16 protein-coding genes and 1 tRNA gene are annotated in these 18397 nt (G+C 70.9%); 10 read left to right on the forward strand and 7 right to left on the reverse strand.

Features of this window, described 5'->3' with window-relative positions; genetic code table 11:
- Nucleotides 1–16: 16 nt before the first annotated feature.
- Nucleotides 17–92 (reverse strand) — tRNA-Met (locus AC2DFQ_RS09805).
- A 52-nt stretch (nucleotides 93–144) separates the two neighbouring features.
- On the opposite strand from AC2DFQ_RS09805, the gene AC2DFQ_RS09810 reads away from it, so the two are divergent.
- The 6 genes from AC2DFQ_RS09810 to ligD all read left to right on the forward strand — a co-directional run bounded on the left by AC2DFQ_RS09810 (nucleotide 145) and on the right by ligD (nucleotide 6775).
- Nucleotides 145–369 (forward strand): hypothetical protein, encoded by a 225-nt coding sequence (locus AC2DFQ_RS09810; RefSeq protein ID WP_484533756.1) that lies wholly within the window; start codon nucleotides 145–147, stop codon nucleotides 367–369.
- 39 nt (nucleotides 370–408) lie between these two features.
- The gene (locus tag AC2DFQ_RS09815; RefSeq protein WP_484533757.1) at nucleotides 409–1341 is read left to right on the forward strand and encodes a hypothetical protein; all 933 of its coding nucleotides are present in this window, start codon (nucleotides 409–411) and stop codon (nucleotides 1339–1341) included.
- Between the two features lie 77 nt (nucleotides 1342–1418).
- Complete coding sequence (locus tag AC2DFQ_RS09820) at nucleotides 1419–1973, forward strand: general stress protein (RefSeq protein WP_484533758.1); 555 nt, start codon at nucleotides 1419–1421, stop codon at nucleotides 1971–1973.
- 59 nt (nucleotides 1974–2032) lie between these two features.
- Nucleotides 2033–4567 carry an ATP-dependent helicase gene (locus AC2DFQ_RS09825; RefSeq protein ID WP_484533759.1) on the forward strand — a complete coding sequence of 845 codons (2535 nt, stop codon included), beginning with the start codon at nucleotides 2033–2035 and terminating at the stop codon, nucleotides 4565–4567.
- 33 nt (nucleotides 4568–4600) lie between these two features.
- Complete coding sequence (locus tag AC2DFQ_RS09830; RefSeq protein WP_484533760.1) at nucleotides 4601–5707, forward strand: SseB family protein; 1107 nt, start codon at nucleotides 4601–4603, stop codon at nucleotides 5705–5707.
- Nucleotides 5708–5746: 39 nt separating this feature from the next.
- Nucleotides 5747–6775, forward strand: a complete 1029-nt coding sequence (gene ligD, locus AC2DFQ_RS09835) for a non-homologous end-joining DNA ligase (RefSeq protein ID WP_484533761.1) — start codon at nucleotides 5747–5749, stop codon at nucleotides 6773–6775.
- 85 nt (nucleotides 6776–6860) lie between these two features.
- On the opposite strand, the gene AC2DFQ_RS09840 is transcribed toward ligD, so the two are convergent.
- The 5 genes from AC2DFQ_RS09840 to AC2DFQ_RS09860 all read right to left on the reverse strand — a co-directional run bounded on the left by AC2DFQ_RS09840 (nucleotide 6861) and on the right by AC2DFQ_RS09860 (nucleotide 12523).
- Nucleotides 6861–7904, reverse strand: a complete 1044-nt coding sequence (locus tag AC2DFQ_RS09840) for an ATP-dependent DNA ligase (RefSeq protein WP_484533762.1) — start codon at nucleotides 7902–7904, stop codon at nucleotides 6861–6863.
- Between the two features lie 157 nt (nucleotides 7905–8061).
- Nucleotides 8062–9213: an AI-2E family transporter gene (locus AC2DFQ_RS09845; RefSeq protein WP_484510550.1), complete on the reverse strand. Its 1152-nt coding sequence runs from the start codon at nucleotides 9211–9213 to the stop codon at nucleotides 8062–8064.
- Nucleotides 9214–9307: 94 nt separating this feature from the next.
- Nucleotides 9308–10588: an acyl-CoA dehydrogenase family protein gene (locus AC2DFQ_RS09850; protein WP_484533763.1), complete on the reverse strand. Its 1281-nt coding sequence runs from the start codon at nucleotides 10586–10588 to the stop codon at nucleotides 9308–9310.
- Between the two features lie 49 nt (nucleotides 10589–10637).
- Nucleotides 10638–11771 carry a carboxylate-amine ligase gene (locus AC2DFQ_RS09855; RefSeq protein WP_484533764.1) on the reverse strand — a complete coding sequence of 378 codons (1134 nt, stop codon included), beginning with the start codon at nucleotides 11769–11771 and terminating at the stop codon, nucleotides 10638–10640.
- Nucleotides 11772–11854: 83 nt separating this feature from the next.
- Nucleotides 11855–12523, reverse strand: coding sequence for a TetR family transcriptional regulator (locus AC2DFQ_RS09860; protein ID WP_484510553.1), 669 nt, complete (start codon nucleotides 12521–12523; stop codon nucleotides 11855–11857).
- A 90-nt stretch (nucleotides 12524–12613) separates the two neighbouring features.
- On the opposite strand from AC2DFQ_RS09860, the gene AC2DFQ_RS09865 reads away from it, so the two are divergent.
- The 4 genes from AC2DFQ_RS09865 to sucD all read left to right on the forward strand — a co-directional run bounded on the left by AC2DFQ_RS09865 (nucleotide 12614) and on the right by sucD (nucleotide 16735).
- Nucleotides 12614–14122 (forward strand): FAD-dependent oxidoreductase, encoded by a 1509-nt coding sequence (locus AC2DFQ_RS09865; protein WP_484533765.1) that lies wholly within the window; start codon nucleotides 12614–12616, stop codon nucleotides 14120–14122.
- A gap of 85 nt (nucleotides 14123–14207) precedes the next feature.
- Nucleotides 14208–14531, forward strand: a complete 324-nt coding sequence (locus AC2DFQ_RS09870; protein ID WP_484533766.1) for a response regulator transcription factor — start codon at nucleotides 14208–14210, stop codon at nucleotides 14529–14531.
- A 112-nt stretch (nucleotides 14532–14643) separates the two neighbouring features.
- Entirely contained in the window at nucleotides 14644–15807 is a 1164-nt protein-coding gene (gene sucC, locus AC2DFQ_RS09875) for an ADP-forming succinate--CoA ligase subunit beta (protein WP_484533767.1), read from the forward strand.
- Nucleotides 15808–15832: 25 nt separating this feature from the next.
- Complete coding sequence (gene sucD / locus AC2DFQ_RS09880) at nucleotides 15833–16735, forward strand: succinate--CoA ligase subunit alpha (RefSeq protein WP_484533768.1); 903 nt, start codon at nucleotides 15833–15835, stop codon at nucleotides 16733–16735.
- 201 nt (nucleotides 16736–16936) lie between these two features.
- Here the strand turns inward: sucD and AC2DFQ_RS09885 are convergent, their stop codons facing one another.
- Nucleotides 16937–18391, reverse strand: a complete 1455-nt coding sequence (locus tag AC2DFQ_RS09885) for an NCS2 family permease (protein ID WP_484510560.1) — start codon at nucleotides 18389–18391, stop codon at nucleotides 16937–16939.
- Nucleotides 18392–18397 lie beyond the last annotated feature (6 nt).

The following is an 18397-nucleotide window of genomic DNA, read 5'->3' on the forward strand; positions in this document are numbered from 1 at the left end:
TCGCTGAGAAAATATGTGGACGCGGCGGCGGGAGTCGAACCCGCAACGCACTCGGGTATGAACCGATGCCCGGGACCGCCCGGACCGCCGCGATGTCCTCCACGGTAGCCACCCCGGCGGGTGCGGTCGAGCGTGTGACGCCCCATGTCGAGGCCGAGTATCCATCGCTCCGGCGAGGATGCGGCACTCCGCGGGATTCTCGCCGTGCAGGTGGATTCTCGCGGGCGGGTCAGGGACGTGCAGGCGGAGCGCGCGGTCTTCGCCGGCCATCTGCGTGACCCCGCTGAGCTGTGGGGGCGGGTCTCCGCGATCGCGCTGGCCGCGGTGGGGCTGCTGGTGGGTATCTCGGCGCTGCGCTGGTCCCACTGAGCGGTGAGGATGACGGGCGCGGCGCGCTACCGTAAGGGGATGGCGACAACGGTGCGGAATTGGGCACTGGCCCTCCTCACCGCCGGTGCGCTCCTGGTGGTCGGAGCGGCCGTCGCGATCATCGGCGGGGGCGTGGTCGATGCCGGTGAGGGTGCGGCCCGCGCCGCCGAGCAGAGCGACCCGGCGCTGACGTGGATCGCACGGGCACTGCTCGTCCTTTCGGTCGCGTGGCTGATCATCGGGATGCTCTCCGCCCGCACGCGCATGGTGCGCCGCCCCGGCGCCGCAGGGGCACGGGCGGCCTGGCTGGCCTCGACTCGGCCGTGGCGTGCCGACGAATCCACCCTGGGGATGCTGCCACTGGACCGCTGGCTCATGGTCCTCGTCCCCGGCGCTCTGCTGGTGGCGACGCGGGCGGTGCAGACCGCGCTGCTCGGGTGGGTCGATCTGGTCGTCGTGCTCAGCGGCTGGCTCGTGTTCATCCTCGTCGTCCGAGCCCTCGTCGGCCGTCGCTCGCCGTGGCCGGTCATCGCCGCGGTCGGGGGTGTGATCGTGCTCCGCTGCGCACTGGCACTGGCGGCGGTGTCGGTTGCCGGTCCGGCGGCGTTCTGGGTGTCTTTCTGGACGGATCCGGCCGTGCGTTCGGCGTACGTGATCCCCGCCGTGGCGCTCGCGCTCTGGGTGTTCATCGCCGCCGCGTGGGCGCTGGTGGCGCAATTCGGCCGCCGGCGCGCGTGGGGCACCGTCATCGCGGGCGTCGGTGCCGGACTGGCTCTCCCGGGGGCGGGGGTCGCCCTGGCCGGGATCGATGTGGTCACCGACGCGTGGAGCGCCCAGCTGCCGGGCGTCCGGCTGGAGGTGGATGTGCTCCTGGGCGCTGCGGGAGCGGCGTGGGTGGTCGTCGCCGCGGGTGCCGCTCTCGTGGCGGCCGGGCTGGCGCTGCGGTTCGCGCCCGCCCGTCGGGTGCCATAAGTCCCTGGCGCGGAGGGTCGGGAGCGGGCATACACTGACCCCGAGTGCGAGCTGCCTCGATCCCGGAAGGGGATGCCATGAGCGATGCCACGAGTGCGGTGCCCGAGCGGCGCCTGCTGTCCAGCTTCTCCGACTATCTCGGTGCCCAGTCCGCGGTCGACCGGCTTTCGGACGCAGGATTCCCCGTCGAGCGCGTCGCGATCGTGGGGCACAACGTGCGGATCGTGGAGCAGGTGACGGGCCGCATGACGAACGCCCGCGCCGCCGGGTACGGCGCGGCCAGCGGCGCGTGGTTCGGGCTCCTCATCGGCCTGCTGTTCGGTCTGCTCGCCCCCGCCGAGGTGTGGCTGTGGCTCCTGCTCTGGGGGCTCGTCCTCGGCGCCGTGTGGGGGGCTGTCTTCGGGTTCGTCGGCCACTGGATCACGCGCGGGCGCCGCGACTTCAACTCGGTGCAGAAGCTGGAAGCCGAGCGCTGGGACGTCATGGTCGACGCGAACGAGCTTCTCCGCGCACAGTCCGTTCTGCAGACCACCGCGGCACCGTCCGCGACGCCGCCTGCTGCGCCGCCGTCGGCCGCGCCTTCGTCGTCCCCGCCGGCATCGCCGACCGCCGGTACGCCCGCCGGATCCTGACGGGCACCGAGCGCCGACCGCGGCTCGATGTCGGAGCCCCCGCCTAGACTGGAGGGGATATGACCGACGCATCCACGCCTGGGCCCACGCGCTCGGAGACTCCTCGCAGCGCGTCGGCGATCGGTGGCGGGAGCGTGGGGATCATCGTCGGCGGCGATCGCGGTCCGCAGATCCATGGGGGCGCCACCCGGCCCGACGACGATCTCCTCGAGGGCCTGAATCCGCCGCAGCGCGAGGCCGTCACCTATCGCGGGCCGGCGCTGCTCATCGTCGCCGGTGCCGGCTCGGGCAAGACCCGCGTGCTCACGCACCGCATCGCCTCGCTGCTGCGCAGCGGTGAGGCGTGGCCGAGCCAGATCCTCGCCATCACCTTCACGAACAAGGCCGCCGGCGAGATGCGCGAGCGCGTCCGGCAGCTCATCGGCGACCGCGCCGAGAGCATGTGGATCTCCACGTTCCACTCCGCCTGCGTACGCATCCTCCGGCGCGAGGCCCAGCAGTTCGGGTTCACCAAAGCCTTCACGATCTACGACTCGGGCGACTCGCGCGCCCTCATCAAGCGCCTGGTCAAGGAGCACGAGGGGGATGCGTTCGGCCTCACCCCGGCCGGCACGCAGAGCCGCATCTCCAAGCTGAAGAACGAACTCGCCGACGCGGAGTCGTACGCGCGTCAGGCCAACATGAGCGACCCGGTCGAACGGGTCTTCGTCGAGATCTTCGGCGCGTACCAGCGCGCTCTGCAGCGCGCGAACGCCTTCGACTTCGACGACCTCATCGCCCAGACGGTGTACCTCTTCCGGGCGTTCCCGCACGTGGCCGACGTGTACCGCCGGCGGTTCCGCCACATCCTCGTCGACGAGTACCAGGACACCAACCACGCCCAGTACGCCCTCATCCACGAGCTCACGCGGCCCCCTTCGACAGGCGCAGAGACCGGTACGGCAGGGAGCGGGTTCGAGTCGGGCGGGATGATGATCTTCGACGCCCCGTCGACAGGCTCGGGGACCGGGTCGGCGGACGATCCCGACACAGCGCCCGCCTCGCTCACCGTCGTCGGCGACTCCGATCAGTCGATCTACGCGTTCCGCGGGGCCGACATCCGCAACATCACCGAGTTCGAGCGGGATTACCCCGGCGCCAAGGTCGTGATGCTGGAACAGAACTACCGCTCCACCCAGAACATCCTGTCGGCGGCGAACGCGGTCATCAGCAACAACTTCGACCGCAAGGACAAGCGCCTGTGGACGGATGTCGGAGCGGGTGAGCCCATCGTCGGCTTCACCGGCTACTCGCAGCACGACGAGGCGCAGTTCGTCGCCGACGAGATCGAGGCGCTGCGCAAGGGCGGTATCGGCTACAACCAGATGGCCGTCTTCTACCGCACCAACTCCCAGTCCCGCGCGCTGGAGGAGATCTTCATCCGCTCGGCGATCCCGTACAAGATCATGGGCGGCACGAAGTTCTACGAGCGCGCCGAGATCAAGGACGCGATGGCCTATCTCATCGCCGTGGCCAACCCCGCCGACGAGCAGTCGGTGCGTCGCATCCTCAACCGGCCGCGGCGCGGCATCGGCGACGTGACGGAGACGGCGATCGCGCGCTACGCCGCCGACCAGCAGATCACTTTCCGCGACGCCCTCGCCAACGCCTCGGCGCTGGGGGTCGGGCCGAAGCTGCAGCAGGCCATCTCCCACCTCGACGCGGTGCTCGCCGAGGCGACCGAGATCATGTTGCCCGCCTCGGGAGAGCTTCCGCCGCCCACCGCGGTGGCCGAGGGGCTGACGCTCCTGCTGAACAAGAGCGGGTACTTCGATGCGCTCCGGGCCAGCCGCGACCCGCAGGACGAGGCCCGCCTGGAGAACCTCGACGAGCTGGTGGCCGTCGCACGCGAGTTCGCCCGCAACAACCCCGAGGGAACGGTGATCGACTTCCTCACCGAGGTCGCGCTCGTCTCCGACGCCGACGACCTCGTCGATGCCACGGGGTCGGTCTCGCTGATGACGCTGCACACGGCGAAGGGCCTCGAGTACGACGCGGTGTTCGTCACCGGCGTCGAGGAAGACCTCATCCCGCACCGGATATCGGCGGGCGAGCCCGGCGGGCCGCAGGAGGAGCGCCGCCTGTTCTACGTGGGCATCACGCGCGCGCGCAAGCGCCTTCACCTTTCGCTCGCCATGACCCGCGCGCAGTTCGGGGAGGTGACGGTGGCGATGCCGAGCCGCTTCCTGCAGGAGATCCCCCCCGACCTCATCGACTGGCGGCAGTCGCCCGGCGATGTCAATTCGCGCGGCGGGTCCCAGTCGCGGGCTCTCAATGCGCGCCCCCGCCGGCCCGGCTCCGGGGGACGGTACGGCGACGACCTCGTCCCCAAGTCGTCGGCGATCGACAAGTTCCCCAACCGGATTCCGGCCAAGGTCCGCGACAACGGCGACCTCGAGCTCGCGGCGGGTGACCGCATCCGCCACGACGACTTCGGCGAGGGGCTCGTCGACGCCATCACGGGGGAGGGCGCCAAGCGCGTCGCCCACGTCCGCTTCGATTCGGTGGGAGCCAAGAAGCTCCTCGTGAAGATCGCTCCCATCGCCAAGCTCTGATGCCGTCGCGCGGAGGCGGTTAGGCTGGCCGGGATGGCTCTGTTCTCCCGACGCAAGACCACACCGCCCGCCGATACGCCCGCGCAGGGCGTCGAGCCGGGCGAGCAGCCGATCGAACCCCCGCGCGAGAGCGAGGACTCTCCGGCGGCGGAGGGATCCGCCGGCGAGTCCGTGGACCCGTCACCCCAGGTCTCCATCTCGCTGTCGGAGTTCCGGGGCGTGGGCGCGGCACAGCCGCCCGCCGCCTCACCGGCAGACCCCGCTCGGCCCGGCGGCGCCGCATCCCCCTCCTCGCCGGATGCGGCGATGCCGCTGCCCCCGCGACGCGCGGTGCCTGCCGAGGCGCCGGCGCCCACCTCGACGCTGCCGGGGCTGCGCGACAACGTGCTGCTGGTGCAGGCTCTGGCTGCCCTTCCCGCCCGGCCGGGCGGGGCGGAACTGATGAATGTGGCCCGGCAGCTGCTGCAGGGCCATCTCTTCCTGCGCGTGCAGGGTGATGCCCGCGCCCTGCTGTCGGCCGGGAAACCGCTGCCGCTGTCGATTGCGACGCTCGGCGACAAGCGGTACGTGCTCGCCTACAGCGGCGGTGCCGCGATCCAGGCGAGCGTGCGCGCCGACGGTGACACGAAGACGTCCGCCATGGGTCAGCCGGTGCTGGCCGTGCTGGGGCACGTCCTCGCCGGCGACTACGAAGGCCTCATCCTCGACAACAACTCCGCTCCCGCCCGAGCGGTGCTGCCCCGCGAGATCCTCCAGCGGGCCGTGGAGCAGGCGGACAAGACGCTGCGGATCAAGACGCTGCTCGCCGAGCCCCGTACCGCGGTCACCGCGACGGAGATCGCCCTGGCGCTGACCGAGGCTCCGCTGTGGATCGCCGTCAAGCGCCCCACCGACGGCGGCCCCGTCGGCGTGGCCGAGACCCGCACGGCCGAGGGGGAGCGGTTCCTCGAGGTGTTCTCCCATCCGCTGGAATCGGTGGCGCTGGCCCGGGGGGATGCCGCGGCTCCCATCACCGCCGCGCAGCTGGCGACCGCCCTGAGCCGTGACGAGGCGCTCACCGGCCTCCTCGTGGATCCGGCGGGCCCGTGGATCCGCCTCACCCGCGACGACCTCGCCCCGCTGCTCGCCCTCGCACCCTAGAGGGATGACGCGAGAGTCGACCGCCGATAGCGTCGGTGCATGGCCTCCCCTCGCATCACCCTGACCGTCCCCGGCCCGCACGGCGATCGGGAGGTCGGCATCTCCAACCCCGACCGCGTGCTGTGGCCCGACGCGGGCATCACCAAGCGAGAGCTCGCGGAGTACTTCGTCGCCGTCGCCGACCCCTTCCTCGCCGCCAACGGCAACCGGCCCGTGTCGCTCGAGCGGTTCCCCGACGGCGTGGACGGCGAGAGCTTCTTCTCCAAGAACCCGCCCAAGGGTGCGCCCGACTACGTCGAGGCCGTGACGGTGACGTACAACAGCGGGCGGAAGCATCCGCAGCTCGTGCTCACCGAGATCGCTTCGGCGGTGTGGGCGGCGCAGATGAACACGGTCGTCTTCCACCCGTGGGCATCGCTCGCCTCGAACCCCGACAACCCCGTGGAGCTGCGCATCGACCTCGACCCGCAGCCGGGGACGGGCTTCGCCGAGGCGGTCGTCGCGGCGCACGCACTCCGCGAGGTGCTGCGTGAGGGCGGCCTCGAGCCGTGGATCAAGACGAGCGGCAACCGGGGCCTCCACGTGTTCTGCCCCATCGAGCCGACGCACGAGTTCCTCGACGTGCGCCACGCCGTGATCGCCGCCGCCCGCGAACTGGAGCGGCGGATGCCCGAGCAGGTGACGACGGCGTGGTGGAAGGAAGAGCGAGGCGAGCGGATCTTCGTCGACTTCAACCAGGCCAACCGCGATCGCACGATGGCCGGTGCGTACTCGCCGCGGCAGCTGGCGGCGGCGACCGTGTCGACCCCGGTGTCGTGGGACGAGCTCGACGAGGTGGATCCGCTGGCCTTCACGGTGCGCAGCATCCCGCAGCGCCTCGCCGAGGTGGGCGACCCGTGGGCCGGGCTCCTCGATCGGCCGGGGCGCATCGACACGCTCCTCGGCTGGTGGGAGCGGGACCTGGAGAACGGGCTCGGCGAGCTGCCCTTCCCCCCGGACTTCCCCAAGATGCCGGGTGAGCCCCCGCGCGTGCAGCCCAGCCGCCGCAACCCCGACAATTGGTCCTGACCCCCGGTCGACTCGCCACGACCTGTCGTGTCTCGCGCGAAAACCCGACGTTTTGTGGCGAGTCGACGGGGGAGGGGAGGGGGGGTCAGTCGAGGACGGCGGCGAGGTCGTAGGCGGTCACCGACTCGAGCTGGTCGAACGTGCACGAGGAGGCGTCCCGGTCGGGGCGCCACCGCTCGAACTGCACGGTGTGGCGGAAGCGCCGGCCCTCGAGCTGGTCGTAGCGCACCTCCAGCACGCGCTCGGGGCGCAGCCGCACGAAGGACACGTCCTTCGACCCTGAGAAGCGGGAGCGGTCGGTCTCGCCCGTGACGGCGCTCCCTTCGGCGTCGCGCTCCACCAGCGGCGCGAGCTCGTCGACGAGCTCGAGGCGGCGCTTGTCGCTCCACGCGGCGACCCCGCCGACGTTGAGCAGCCGGCCTTCGTCGTCGTACAGGCCGACCAGGAGCGACCCCACACCGCTCCCCGACTTGTGGATGCGGTAGCCCAGCGCCACGACATCCGCGGTGCGCGCGTGCTTGATCTTGAACATCGTGCGCTTGTTCGGCGCGTACGGCTGCGCGAGGGGCTTCGCCACCACGCCGTCGAGGCCCGCGCCTTCGAACTCCGTCAGCCACCGTCGGGCCACCTCGGGGTCGTGGGAGGTGCGGGTGACGTGCACCGGATGCGGGACGCCCGACAGCAGGTCGGCCAGTTGCGCACGGCGCTCGCCGAACGGCTCGGCCTGCAGGTCGCGGTCGCCGCGTGCGAGTAGGTCGAACGCGATGAACATCGCCGGGGTCTGCTCGGCCAGGAGGGTGACGCGGGATGCGGCGGGGTGGATGCGCTGGGACAGCGCCTCCCAGTCCAGACGCTGGGCGCCAGGGTCCCCCGTGGCAACGACGACCTCGCCGTCAAGGAGACACGGTTCGGGGAGGAGGCGCGCGAATGCCTCGACGAGCTCGGGGAAGTAGCGGGTCAGCGGCTTCGCGCCGCGACTGCCGATCTCCACATCGGTGCCGTCCCACGACACCAGGGCGCGGAAGCCGTCCCACTTGGGCTCGTAGCTCAGCCCGCCGGCAACGCGGTCGGGTGCGGGAATCTCCGGAACGGACTTCGCGAGCATGGGCGCGGGGATCTCGTGCGGCATGCTCTCATCCTGCCCTTCGGCTCGGGCGGACTCTCCACCCTTCATGTCTCGCCTCCGGCACTTCATGTCTCACTTTCTGCAGTTTTGGGGTCTGTTTTCTGCGGAAACTGAGACATGGTCGGGGACAGCGCGTGGGTGGGCGGGTGGCTGCGCGCGCTCAGGCCTCGAGGGTCTTCGGGCGCGCCCAGCGGGCGGGAAGATTCGGACCGTCCCACACCTGAACGACGCCCCATGCTGCGGCCGCGATCGGGACGGCGAGCACGGCTCCCACGATGCCGCCGACGACGGTGCCGACGACCAAGGCGACCAGGATGACGAAGGCGTGCAGCTTCATCGATCGGCCCATGAGCACCGGCTGCAGGAAGTTGCCCTCCAGTTGGTTGACGAGCACCACGATTCCCACGACGATGAGGGCGACGAACGGCCCGTTGGCCACGAGCGCGACCAGGGCGGCGAGGATGCCGGCCACGGTCGCGCCGACGATCGGGATGAAGGCGAGCAGGAACACCAGCACCGCCAGCGGGATCGCGAGGGGCACCCGCAGGATCAGCAGGCCGATCAGGATGCCGATGGCATCCACTGCGGCCACCGTCGCCGTGCCGCGCACGTACGCCCCGAGCACCGTGACCGTCTTGTCGCCGATGCGGCGGGCGCGAACGTAGTTCTCGCCGCGGAAGGGGCGCAGCAGGAACTCCCACATCTGCGGTCCGTCCTTCAGGAAGAAGAACAGGATCGTGACGAGGAGGACGAACCCGGTGACGAAGTTCGCCACGGCGCCGACGCCGGCCAGTGCGCCCGATCCGAACTGCGCGCTCGTGACGAAGTCGGTGACGGTGTTGACCAGTTCGTCGAGCTGGTCGGGCTGCACGAAGTCGAAGGGGAGGGTCTGCACCCACGCCACGAGCTTGCGGAAACCGTCCTCGGCCTGGGCGTAGAGCTCGTTCCACTGATCCCGCACCGCCCAGACGATCAGCCAGCCGAGCGCCGACAGGATGATCACGATCGCCAGCAGCGTCAGGATGGTCGCGAGGAGCGAGGGGACGCCGCGACGCCGCATCCAGCTCATCACCGGGTTGAAGGCGCACGCGATGATCAGTGCGATCACGAGCGGGATCGTCACCAGAGTCAGCGACTGGATCGCGAAGATGATCGCCGCGGCCACGATCACCACGACGATGATCTGGATGGCGCGGATGCCGAGCTTGCCGAAGGCATCGGACCACAGACTCCACGGAGCCGTGGTGGCCTTCAACTGGACGTCCTGCGACTCGAGCTGCACCCGTTGCGGGTCGTTACGGAACCATCCCATGGGGCGAGGCTAACCCTGATGCGCCGACGGCGGGGGAGCTTGCCGAGGCACCCCCGTCGGGGTATGCGGCCCGGTCGGCGTGCGGCGACGCCGGTTACGCGAAGGCGCTCACGCCGGTGATGTCGCGGCCGAGCAGCAGCGCCTGCACGCTCTCGGTGCCCTCGTACGTGTGGATCGCCTCGATGTCGGCCATGTGCTGCATGACGCCGTTCTCCAGCAGGATGCCGTTGCCGCCCAGGAGGTCGCGGGCCGACGCAGCGACCCGCCGGGCCGCGCGCGTGTTGTGGTACTTCGCCAGCGACGCCTGCGTGGGACGGAGCCCACCGGATGCTTCCAGATCGGCCAGGCGCCGGCAGTACAGCTGCATCGCGGTCAGCTCGTCGAGCATCTGGGCGAGCCGCTCCTGCACCATCTGGAACTTCGCCAGCGGTTTGCCGAACTGCACGCGTTCGGTCGCGTAGCTCAGCGCCGCCTCGTAGCAGGCGGTGGCGTGACCCAGCGCCGACCAGGCGACGCCCGAGCGCGTGGAGAAGAGCACGGTGGAGGCGTCCTTGAAGCTGCGCGTGCCGGGAAGCACCGCATCCGGGGGCACACGGACGTCGTCGAGGGCGATATGGGCCTGGTGGATGCCGCGCAGCGACGCCTTGCCGGTGATCACCGTGCCGGTGTAGCCGGGCGTCTCCTGCTCGACGAGGAAGCACCGCACGGCGCCGTGGTCGGGCGCTCCCTCATCGTCGACGCGCGCCCATACGAAGGTGACGCCGCCGGAGGCGCCGTTCCCGATCCACTTCTTGGTGCCGCGGAGCACCCATTCCCCGGTCCCTGAGCTTGTTTCCCCGGTCCCTGAGCCTGTCGAAGGGACCCGACGCGCGACGGCCTCCAGCGACACCGAGTCCGACCCGTGGTCGGGCTCGGTGAGCGCGAAGGATCCGAGCACCTCGCCGCGCGCGATCGGCCCGAGCCAGCGCGCCTGCTGCTCGGGGCTGCCGAAGAGCGCCAGCGTCCGCAGGGCGAGGCCGCCCTGCACCGCGACGACCGTGCCGAGGGAACCGTCCCCGCGGGAGATCTCCATGTTGACCAGGCCGGCGGCCAGGGGAGAGGAGGTGGGGAGATCGGGGTGGTCGATGCCGTCGGTGTACAGCTCGAGTTCGCCCATCCGGCGTACGAGGTCCAGCGGATAGGAGGCGGCATCCCACTCGGCCTGCATGCGCGGACCGACCTCGTCGACGAAGGTCTTCGCGCGTTCCCACGCGGCGCGGTCCGCCTCCGGGATGTCATCGAACACGGCGTAATAGTCCGTTCCGCGGCGTGCGGTGACGTCGTAGCGGGCGACGCGTTCGCCGGGCAGAGCAGCGGATGCGGAGTGGGAAGTCATGTACTCAGTATCACGCAACGCGAAACTGAGTGCCACCGGCGACGGGTGCTCAGGCGGAGCCGGAGAGCGCAGGCACCGACGTACCGCCGGCCGCCGACCAATCCAGGTCGGCCGCGGCCAGGACGAGCCCGCGGAGGTCGCGGCCGCCCGGGGCGGTGCGGCGCTGCCACGACGCCCCGTTCCCGGCGGTCAGCAGACGCTCGACACCGTCGTGGACGACCGCCGCGTCGCCGTGAGCGTGCAGTCCCGGCTCGGCGAACCGCACCATCGCCCGGACGACCTCGCCCGCCGGGGCGGGTCGCCCGGTGCGCGGGTCCAGGAGGGTGCCGCCCAGTCCGCGGAGCGCAGCGTCCCACGCGGCCAGCCGCAGGGCGTTGGCGGAGATCCGCGCGGGGGGTTCTCCCCGGTCGGCGGCGTCGGCGGCCGACGCGACCAGTCCGCGGACGAGGCCGGCCAGTACCGCGGTGGCCTCGGTGGTGAGCGGCACGTCGCACACCCGCACCTCGACCGTGGGGAAGCGGACCGAGAGCCGCGCGTCGGCGTACAGCATCCCTTCATCGAGGACCGCACCGGTGGCCAGCAGCTCGGCCGTGGCCCGGCGGTAGGAGGAGAGGTCACCGAACACGTCGGTCGGTCCACTGGAGGGCCAGAGGCTCCACAGCTGGAACCGGTAGCTGTCGTATCCGGTGTCGGCACCGCCGCTGAAGGGCGAATTCGCCGCGAGTGCGCGCAACGCCGGCAGCCACACGCGGATGCGGTCGAGGACCGCCACCCCCTCGGCGGGGGACGCGACCGAGACGTGCGTGTGCAGGCCGCACGTCATGCACTGCAGCGGCGTGATGCCGTAGCGTGCGGCGATGCGTCGGTACCGGCTTCCGGGGGAGGGGTGCGGCACCGTCGGCAACGGAGAGGCGGCGAGAGGAACCGCGCGGGCTCCCACCCCGCGCGCCAGGCGATCAACGGCCGCACGCGCGTCGCGGGCCTCGCCGCGCAACTCGTCGAGCAACCGGTGCGGCCTGCCGACCACTTCGATCATCTCCTGATGCATCTCGGGGACGACGGCCGAAGGGAGATCCTCGTAGGCGGCTGCAGCGATCACGCTGGGCGCCTTGGGCACCGGCACGCCGGTGGCAGCATCCACGAGCAGGAGTTCTTCCTCCACGCCGAACGTGCGGAGAGCCATCCGCGAACCCTGACGCATGCGCAGCCTCCTTGCCTCCCAGAAGAGGTTCTGCCGCTGCGTCGCGCACCCCTAGGGGCTTGACATCAGCGGGGCAGTGAAGCCCGCAGGCGCCGGGCGACTTCGGCCGCCGGCATCCGCCGCGGGAAGATCGCGACGGCCACGTCGTCGTCGGCGGGGTCGTCGCCGTCGGGGTGCACGCCGAACCGCCGAAGGACGTCGTTCAGGGCCCGGCGCAGGGTCGCCTGCCGCACGTGCTCGCCGCGCAGCAGCCGGCGCAGGACGTGGTTGTGCACGGCCGTCACGAGGGCGGCGAATCCGACGGCGTCGACGGGGTCGAGCCCCGGCAGGGCGCGCCGCAGGTACTCGTCGAAGAGCCGTTCGTAGCGGAACACGGTCACGATCTCGCGGTCGCGCAGCACCGGCACCTCGCGCACGACGGTGTACCGGCGTCTGGCCAGCTCCGGGTCGGCGGCGAAGTGCCGGAACACCTGCAGGGAGGCGTCGCACACCGCCGCCCAGGGATTGTCGTGGGGTCGTTGCAGATAGGCCTCGAGCGAGCGGAGCAGCTCCTCGTGGTCGGCGAAGACGACGTCTTCCTTGCCGCCGAACTGCCGGAAGAAGGTGGAACGCGACACCCCCGCGGCCTGCGCGATCTGCTCGACCGAGGTGGCGTCGAATCCCCGCGCGGCGAACAGCTCGATCGCGGCGGCGACCACGGTCGTCGGGGTGCTCCGCGGGGCGGCGTCGGTCATGGCCGGAAGCCTACCGGCCGGCGTCTGCACCGCTCGGCGGTGGATGTCAACCGCTGGGCGGTGCACCGCTGCGGGGGATTGACTGCGGGGATGACCTCCCTCTGGAAGCAGGATGCGACCCCCGTTCCCGGCACGCCGTTCGAGCCGGGCCGGTCGTACGACGTCGTGGTGGTGGGTGCCGGCATCACGGGCCTCGCCACCGCGTACACCCTCGCCCGAGCGGGTGTCGGCGTCGCCATAGTGGAAGCCGGGGAGGTCGGGAACCTCGCCACCGGGGGCAACACCGGGAAGGCATCCCTCCTGCAGGGGACCGTGCTCTCCACCCTCCGGGGCGGGCACCCCGCGGGGCTCGTCCGGGCTTACGTCGAGGCGAACCGGGCCGGCCAGGACTGGGTGGTGGACACCGCCGACCGGTTGCGCGTGCCGTACCTGCGGCGGACGGCGTTCACCTATGCGCAGACGGACGAGGGGCTCTCTTCCGTCGAGGCCGAGAAGGACGCCGCCCGTGAGGCGGGGCTGGAGGTGCGTCGCGCCACCAAGGACGAGATGCTCGCGACGCCGTTCCCCGCCGCCTCGGCGATCGCCCTCGACGATCAGATCTCGATCGACCCCCAGGCGTTCGCGACGGCGCTGGCACGCGCGGCGGTCGAGGCCGGTGCGGTCCTGCACACGGGCGTGACCGTCCGTGGCGCGAAGGTGCTCCCCCGGGCGCTCGTCCGCACCGACGCCGGCCCGCTCTACGGAGACAGCATCGTCCTGGCCACCGGCGTGCCGGTCCTCGATCGCGGGGCGTACTTCGCCAAGACGCACGGAACCCGGTCGTACTGCGTCGCCTTCCGCACCGACGGGGACGTGCCGGAGGGGATGTACCTGTCCGCCGATTCGCCGTCGCGGTCGGTCCGCGCCGTCTCCGCGGGAGATGGCCCCGCCGGATACGCCGGCATCATCGTGGGCGGCGCCGGGCACCCCGTCGGTCGCGGCGGCTCCGAGCGCGAGCGCGTCGACGAACTGGTCGCGTGGGCGCAGCGGTATCTGCCGGTGACACAGGAGTCGCACCGCTGGAGCGCTCAGGACTACCAGTCGCACAACCTCATCCCGTTCATCGGCGCGCTGCCTCGCTCGCTCGGCCGCATCCGCTTCGCCACCGGGTACGGCAAGTGGGGGCTCACGAACGGCCCCGCCGCCGCCCAGCGCATCACCGCCGAGATCCTCGGCGATCGCGACAAGCCGCGGTGGATGACGGCGCTCGGAACGCGCATGACGATGCCCGCCGACCTGGCCCGCGGTGCCAAGGAGAACGCCAAGGTCGGCCGGGCCGCCGTCCAGGGGTGGGTCGAGGCGGAGCGCACGCCGGTGCCGGTGCCCCAGCCCGCCGAGGGGGAGGGCGTCGTCGCCCAGCGCGGCGGGCATCCGGTGGGGATCTCCACGGTGGACGGCGTCACGCGGGCCGTGGATGCGGTGTGCCCGCACCTGGGCGGCGTGCTGTCGTGGAACGACGAGGAGTGCACGTGGGACTGCCCCCTGCACGCCAGCCGGTTCGAAGCCAACGGCGCGCGCATCGAGGGGCCGGCGCTGGGGGACCTCAAGCGGCTGCCCTGATGTCCCACCTCTGCAGGTTCCGGGCGCCTGTTTCCTGCAGAGATGGGACACGAGTGGGGCTCAGGCCACCGCGGCGATGACGCCCGTGACGATCAGCGTCAGGACGGTCGTCCACAGCACGATCGCTGCGGCCTGCCACGCGAGCACGCGAGACGCCGGTGGCCGACAGCGCGGCGGCCGTGAACTGCGCGCCGCCGACGCGCTGAGTGACCAGCGGAGCCCCCTGACCGATCGCGAGCTCGACGTCCTGCGCGCCGGCGAACGCGGCGAGACGATCGCGCAGATCGCCGCGTCGCTCCATCTGTCCCCGGGCACCGTGCGCAACCACGTGTCGTCCGTGCTGGGGAAACTCGCCCTGTCCACCCGCCAGCAGGCGGTGATCCTCGCCCGGGAGCGCGGTTGGATCTGACGCGCACCCGTCCGGCGCGCCCGGCCGTCAGTAGTAGGGTGGGGCATTGGTCGATCTCTTGATATCAAGACAATCGGCCCCCACCCACTGACCGTCCAGCGGAGGATTCCCTGTGGATCTGTACGAGTACCAGGCACGCGATCTATTCGAGAAGTACGAGGTGCCGGTGCTCGCCGGCATCATCGCCGACACCCCCGAGGAGGCGAAGGCCGCAGCGGAGAAGCTCGGCGGCGTCGTCGTCGTGAAGGCCCAGGTGAAGACCGGCGGCCGGGGCAAGGCCGGCGGCGTCAAGGTCGCCAAGAACCCGGATGAGGCGTACGAGGCCGCACAGGCGATCCTGGGCCTGGACATCAAGGGTCACGTCGTCCAGCGCGTCATGGTCGCCGCCGGCGCCCGCATCGCCAAGGAGTTCTACTTCTCCGTGCTGCTGGACCGCGCCAACCGCTCCTACCTGAGCCTCGCCAGCGTCGAGGGCGGCATGGAGATCGAGCAGCTCGCGGTGGAGAAGCCCGAGGCGCTCGCCCGGGTCGAGGTCGACCCGCTCGAGGGCATCACTCCGGAGAAGGCGCTCGAGATCGCCCGGGCCGGCGGCTTCGACGACGAGCTCGCCCCCAAGGTGGCCGACGTGTTCGTCAAGCTCTTCAACGTCTACAAGGGCGAGGACGCGACGCTCGTCGAGGTGAACCCGCTGATCCTGTCCGAGGACGGCGACATCATCGCCCTGGACGGCAAGGTCTCGCTCGATGAGAACGCCGCGTTCCGCCACCCCGAGCACGAAGCGCTCGAAGACACCGCAGCCGCCGACCCGCTCGAGGCGCAGGCCAAGGCGCACGACCTCAACTACGTCAAGCTCGACGGCCAGGTCGGCATCATCGGCAACGGCGCCGGGCTCGTCATGTCGACGCTGGACGTCGTCGCGTACGCCGGTGAGAACCACGGCGGCGTGAAGCCCGCCAACTTCCTCGACATCGGCGGCGGAGCATCCGCCACCGTCATGGCCGCAGGCCTGGACGTCATCCTCGGTGACGAGCAGGTCAAGAGCGTGTTCGTCAACGTCTTCGGCGGCATCACGTCGTGCGTCGCCGTTGCGGAGGGCATCGTGAAGGCGCTGGAGATCCTGGGTGACACGGCCTCGAAGCCGCTCGTCGTCCGTCTCGACGGCAACCAGGTCGAGGAGGGCCGCGCCATCCTCGCCGGCGCCAACCACCCGCTGGTGACCCTGGCCGCCAGCATGGATGACGGCGCCGACAAGGCCGCCGAACTGGCCAACGCCTGATCTTCGGGACGAAAAGGACTGAGCAATGTCGATCTATCTCAACAAGGACTCCAAGGTCATCGTCCAGGGCATCACGGGCGGCGAGGGCACCAAGCACACCGCACTGATGCTGAAGGCGGGCACGCAGGTCGTGGGCGGCGTCAACGCCCGCAAGGCCGGCACCACCGTGTCGCACCAGGATGCTGACGGCAACGCCGTCGAGCTCCCCGTGTACGCATCGGTGGCCGAGGCCATCGAGAAGACCGGCGCCGACGTGTCGATCGCGTTCGTGCCGCCGGCGTTCACGAAGGACGCGATGATCGAGGCCATCGACGCCGAGATCCCGCTGCTGGTCGTCATCACCGAGGGCGTGCCGGTCGGCGACACCGCCGAGGCGTGGGCGTACGCGCAGTCCAAGGGCAACACGACCCGCATCATCGGACCGAACTGCCCCGGCATCATCACCCCCGGCGAGTCGCTCGTGGGCATCACCCCCGCGAACATCACCGGCAAGGGACCCATCGGGCTCGTGTCGAAGTCGGGCACCCTGACCTACCAGATGATGTTCGAGCTGCGCGACCTGGGCTTCTCCACGGCCATCGGCATCGGCGGAGACCCGGTGATCGGCACGACGCACATCGATGCGCTCGCCGCGTTCGAGGCCGACCCCGAGACGAAGGCGATCGTCATGATCGGCGAGATCGGCGGCGACGCCGAAGAGCGCGCGGCCGACTTCATCCGCGCCAACGTCACCAAGCCCGTCGTCGGCTACGTCGCGGGCTTCACCGCCCCCGAGGGCAAGACCATGGGTCACGCCGGCGCCATCGTGTCGGGCTCGGCCGGCACCGCCCAGGCGAAGAAGGAGGCCCTCGAGGCCGCGGGCGTCAAGGTCGGCAAGACGCCGTCCGAGGCCGCCGCCCTGATGCGCGAGATCATCGAGTCCCTGTAACCGGGATTCTCCCGAAGGGCCCGGATGCGTCGCATCCGGGCCCTTCGTCCGTCCCGTCTCGGCACCCGCTCGCGCGAACCGAATCCGCGAGACCGCACGCTGCCGACGAGACCGCGACATTATGCGGCGGTCTCGACGGCAGCGTGCAGTCTCGCGGACTCGTGACGCCTCGCGGGCCCGGGCCCGGGGCCCAGGCCGGGGTCAGGCGAGGAGCTGCTCGAGGGGGCCGCGGGCGAAGTAGACGACGAAGCCTGCGGCCACGATCCACAGGAGCGGGCTGATCTCCCGCGCGCGGCCGGAGAGCGACCGGATGAGCACCCAGCTGATGAAGCCGGCGCCGATCCCGTTGGCGATCGAGTAGGTCAGCGGCATCACGGTGATCGTCAGGAACACCGGGATGAGGGCGGACAGGTCGCCGAGGTCCACATGGCGGATCTGCGCCATCATCAGCGCACCCACGATCACGAGGGCGGCGCCGGCGATCTCGGTCGGCACGATCGTCGTCAGCGGCGTGAAGAACATCGCCAGCAGGAACAGCACGCCTGTCACGACGTTCGCGAGGCCCGTCCGGGCACCCTCGCCGATGCCCGATCCGGACTCGATGAACACCGTATTCGACGAGGAGGAGGTCGCTCCTCCCGCGACCGCGCCGATGCCCTCCACGATCAGCGCCGAGCGCAGGCGCGGGAAGTTGCCCTTGTCATCGGCGAGGCCCGCCTCCCGCGACAACCCCGTCATCGTGCCCATGGCATCGAAGAAGTTGGTGAAGACCAGCGTGAACACGAGCATGGTCGCGGCGAGCCCGCCGATCCGTCCGAAGGCTCCGAGGAGGTCGACCTCTCCGACGAGGGCGAGGTCGGGGAGGCTCACCAGCTGGGCGGGCAGCTCCGGCACCGACAGGCTCCATCCGCCCGGGTTGTCGTCGGAGCGGCCGCCGAGGTTCCAGATCGCCTCGACGATCAGGGCGACGACGGTGCCGGTGAGCAGTCCGATGAGCAGGCCCGCCTTCACCTTGCGGGCCATGAGGATCGCGGTGACCACGAGCGTGAAGACGAACAGGAGCGTGGGTACGGTCGTGATCGACCCGGCCTCGCCCAGGCCCACGGGCGGTGAGCCGAGACCCGTCGAGGTGACGAACCCGCTGTCGACGAACCCGATGAAGGCGATGAACAGGCCGATGCCGACGGTGATCGCGGTCTTGAGGGCCATCGGCACGGCGTCGAAGATCAGGCGGCGGAGGCCCGTGGCCGCCAGGAGCACGATGATCAGGCCGTTGAGCACGACGAGCCCCATCGCCTCGGGCCAGGTGACCTGGCCCACGACGCTCACGGCGAGGAAGGAGTTGATGCCGAGGCCTGCCGCGAAGGCGAACGGCAGGCGTGTCACGAGGCCGAACAGGATCGTCATGACGCCGGCGGTGAGGGCCGTCACCGCCGCGACGGGGCCGAACCCGAGATTGTTCCCGGCGACGTCGGTGCCGCCCGAGAGGATGATCGGGTTCAGGATGACGATGTAGGCCATCGTCACGAAGGTCACCACACCGCCGCGCACCTCTGTGCCGACGGTGGAGCCGCGGGCGGAGATCTCGAAGAAGCGGTCGAAACCGTTCTTGGGGGCGGGCGTGGGTGTGGACCTCTCGGTCGCGTTGGTGCTCATGAGACC

The sequence above is a fragment of the Microbacterium sp. Z11_20 genome, from assembly GCF_057197605.1.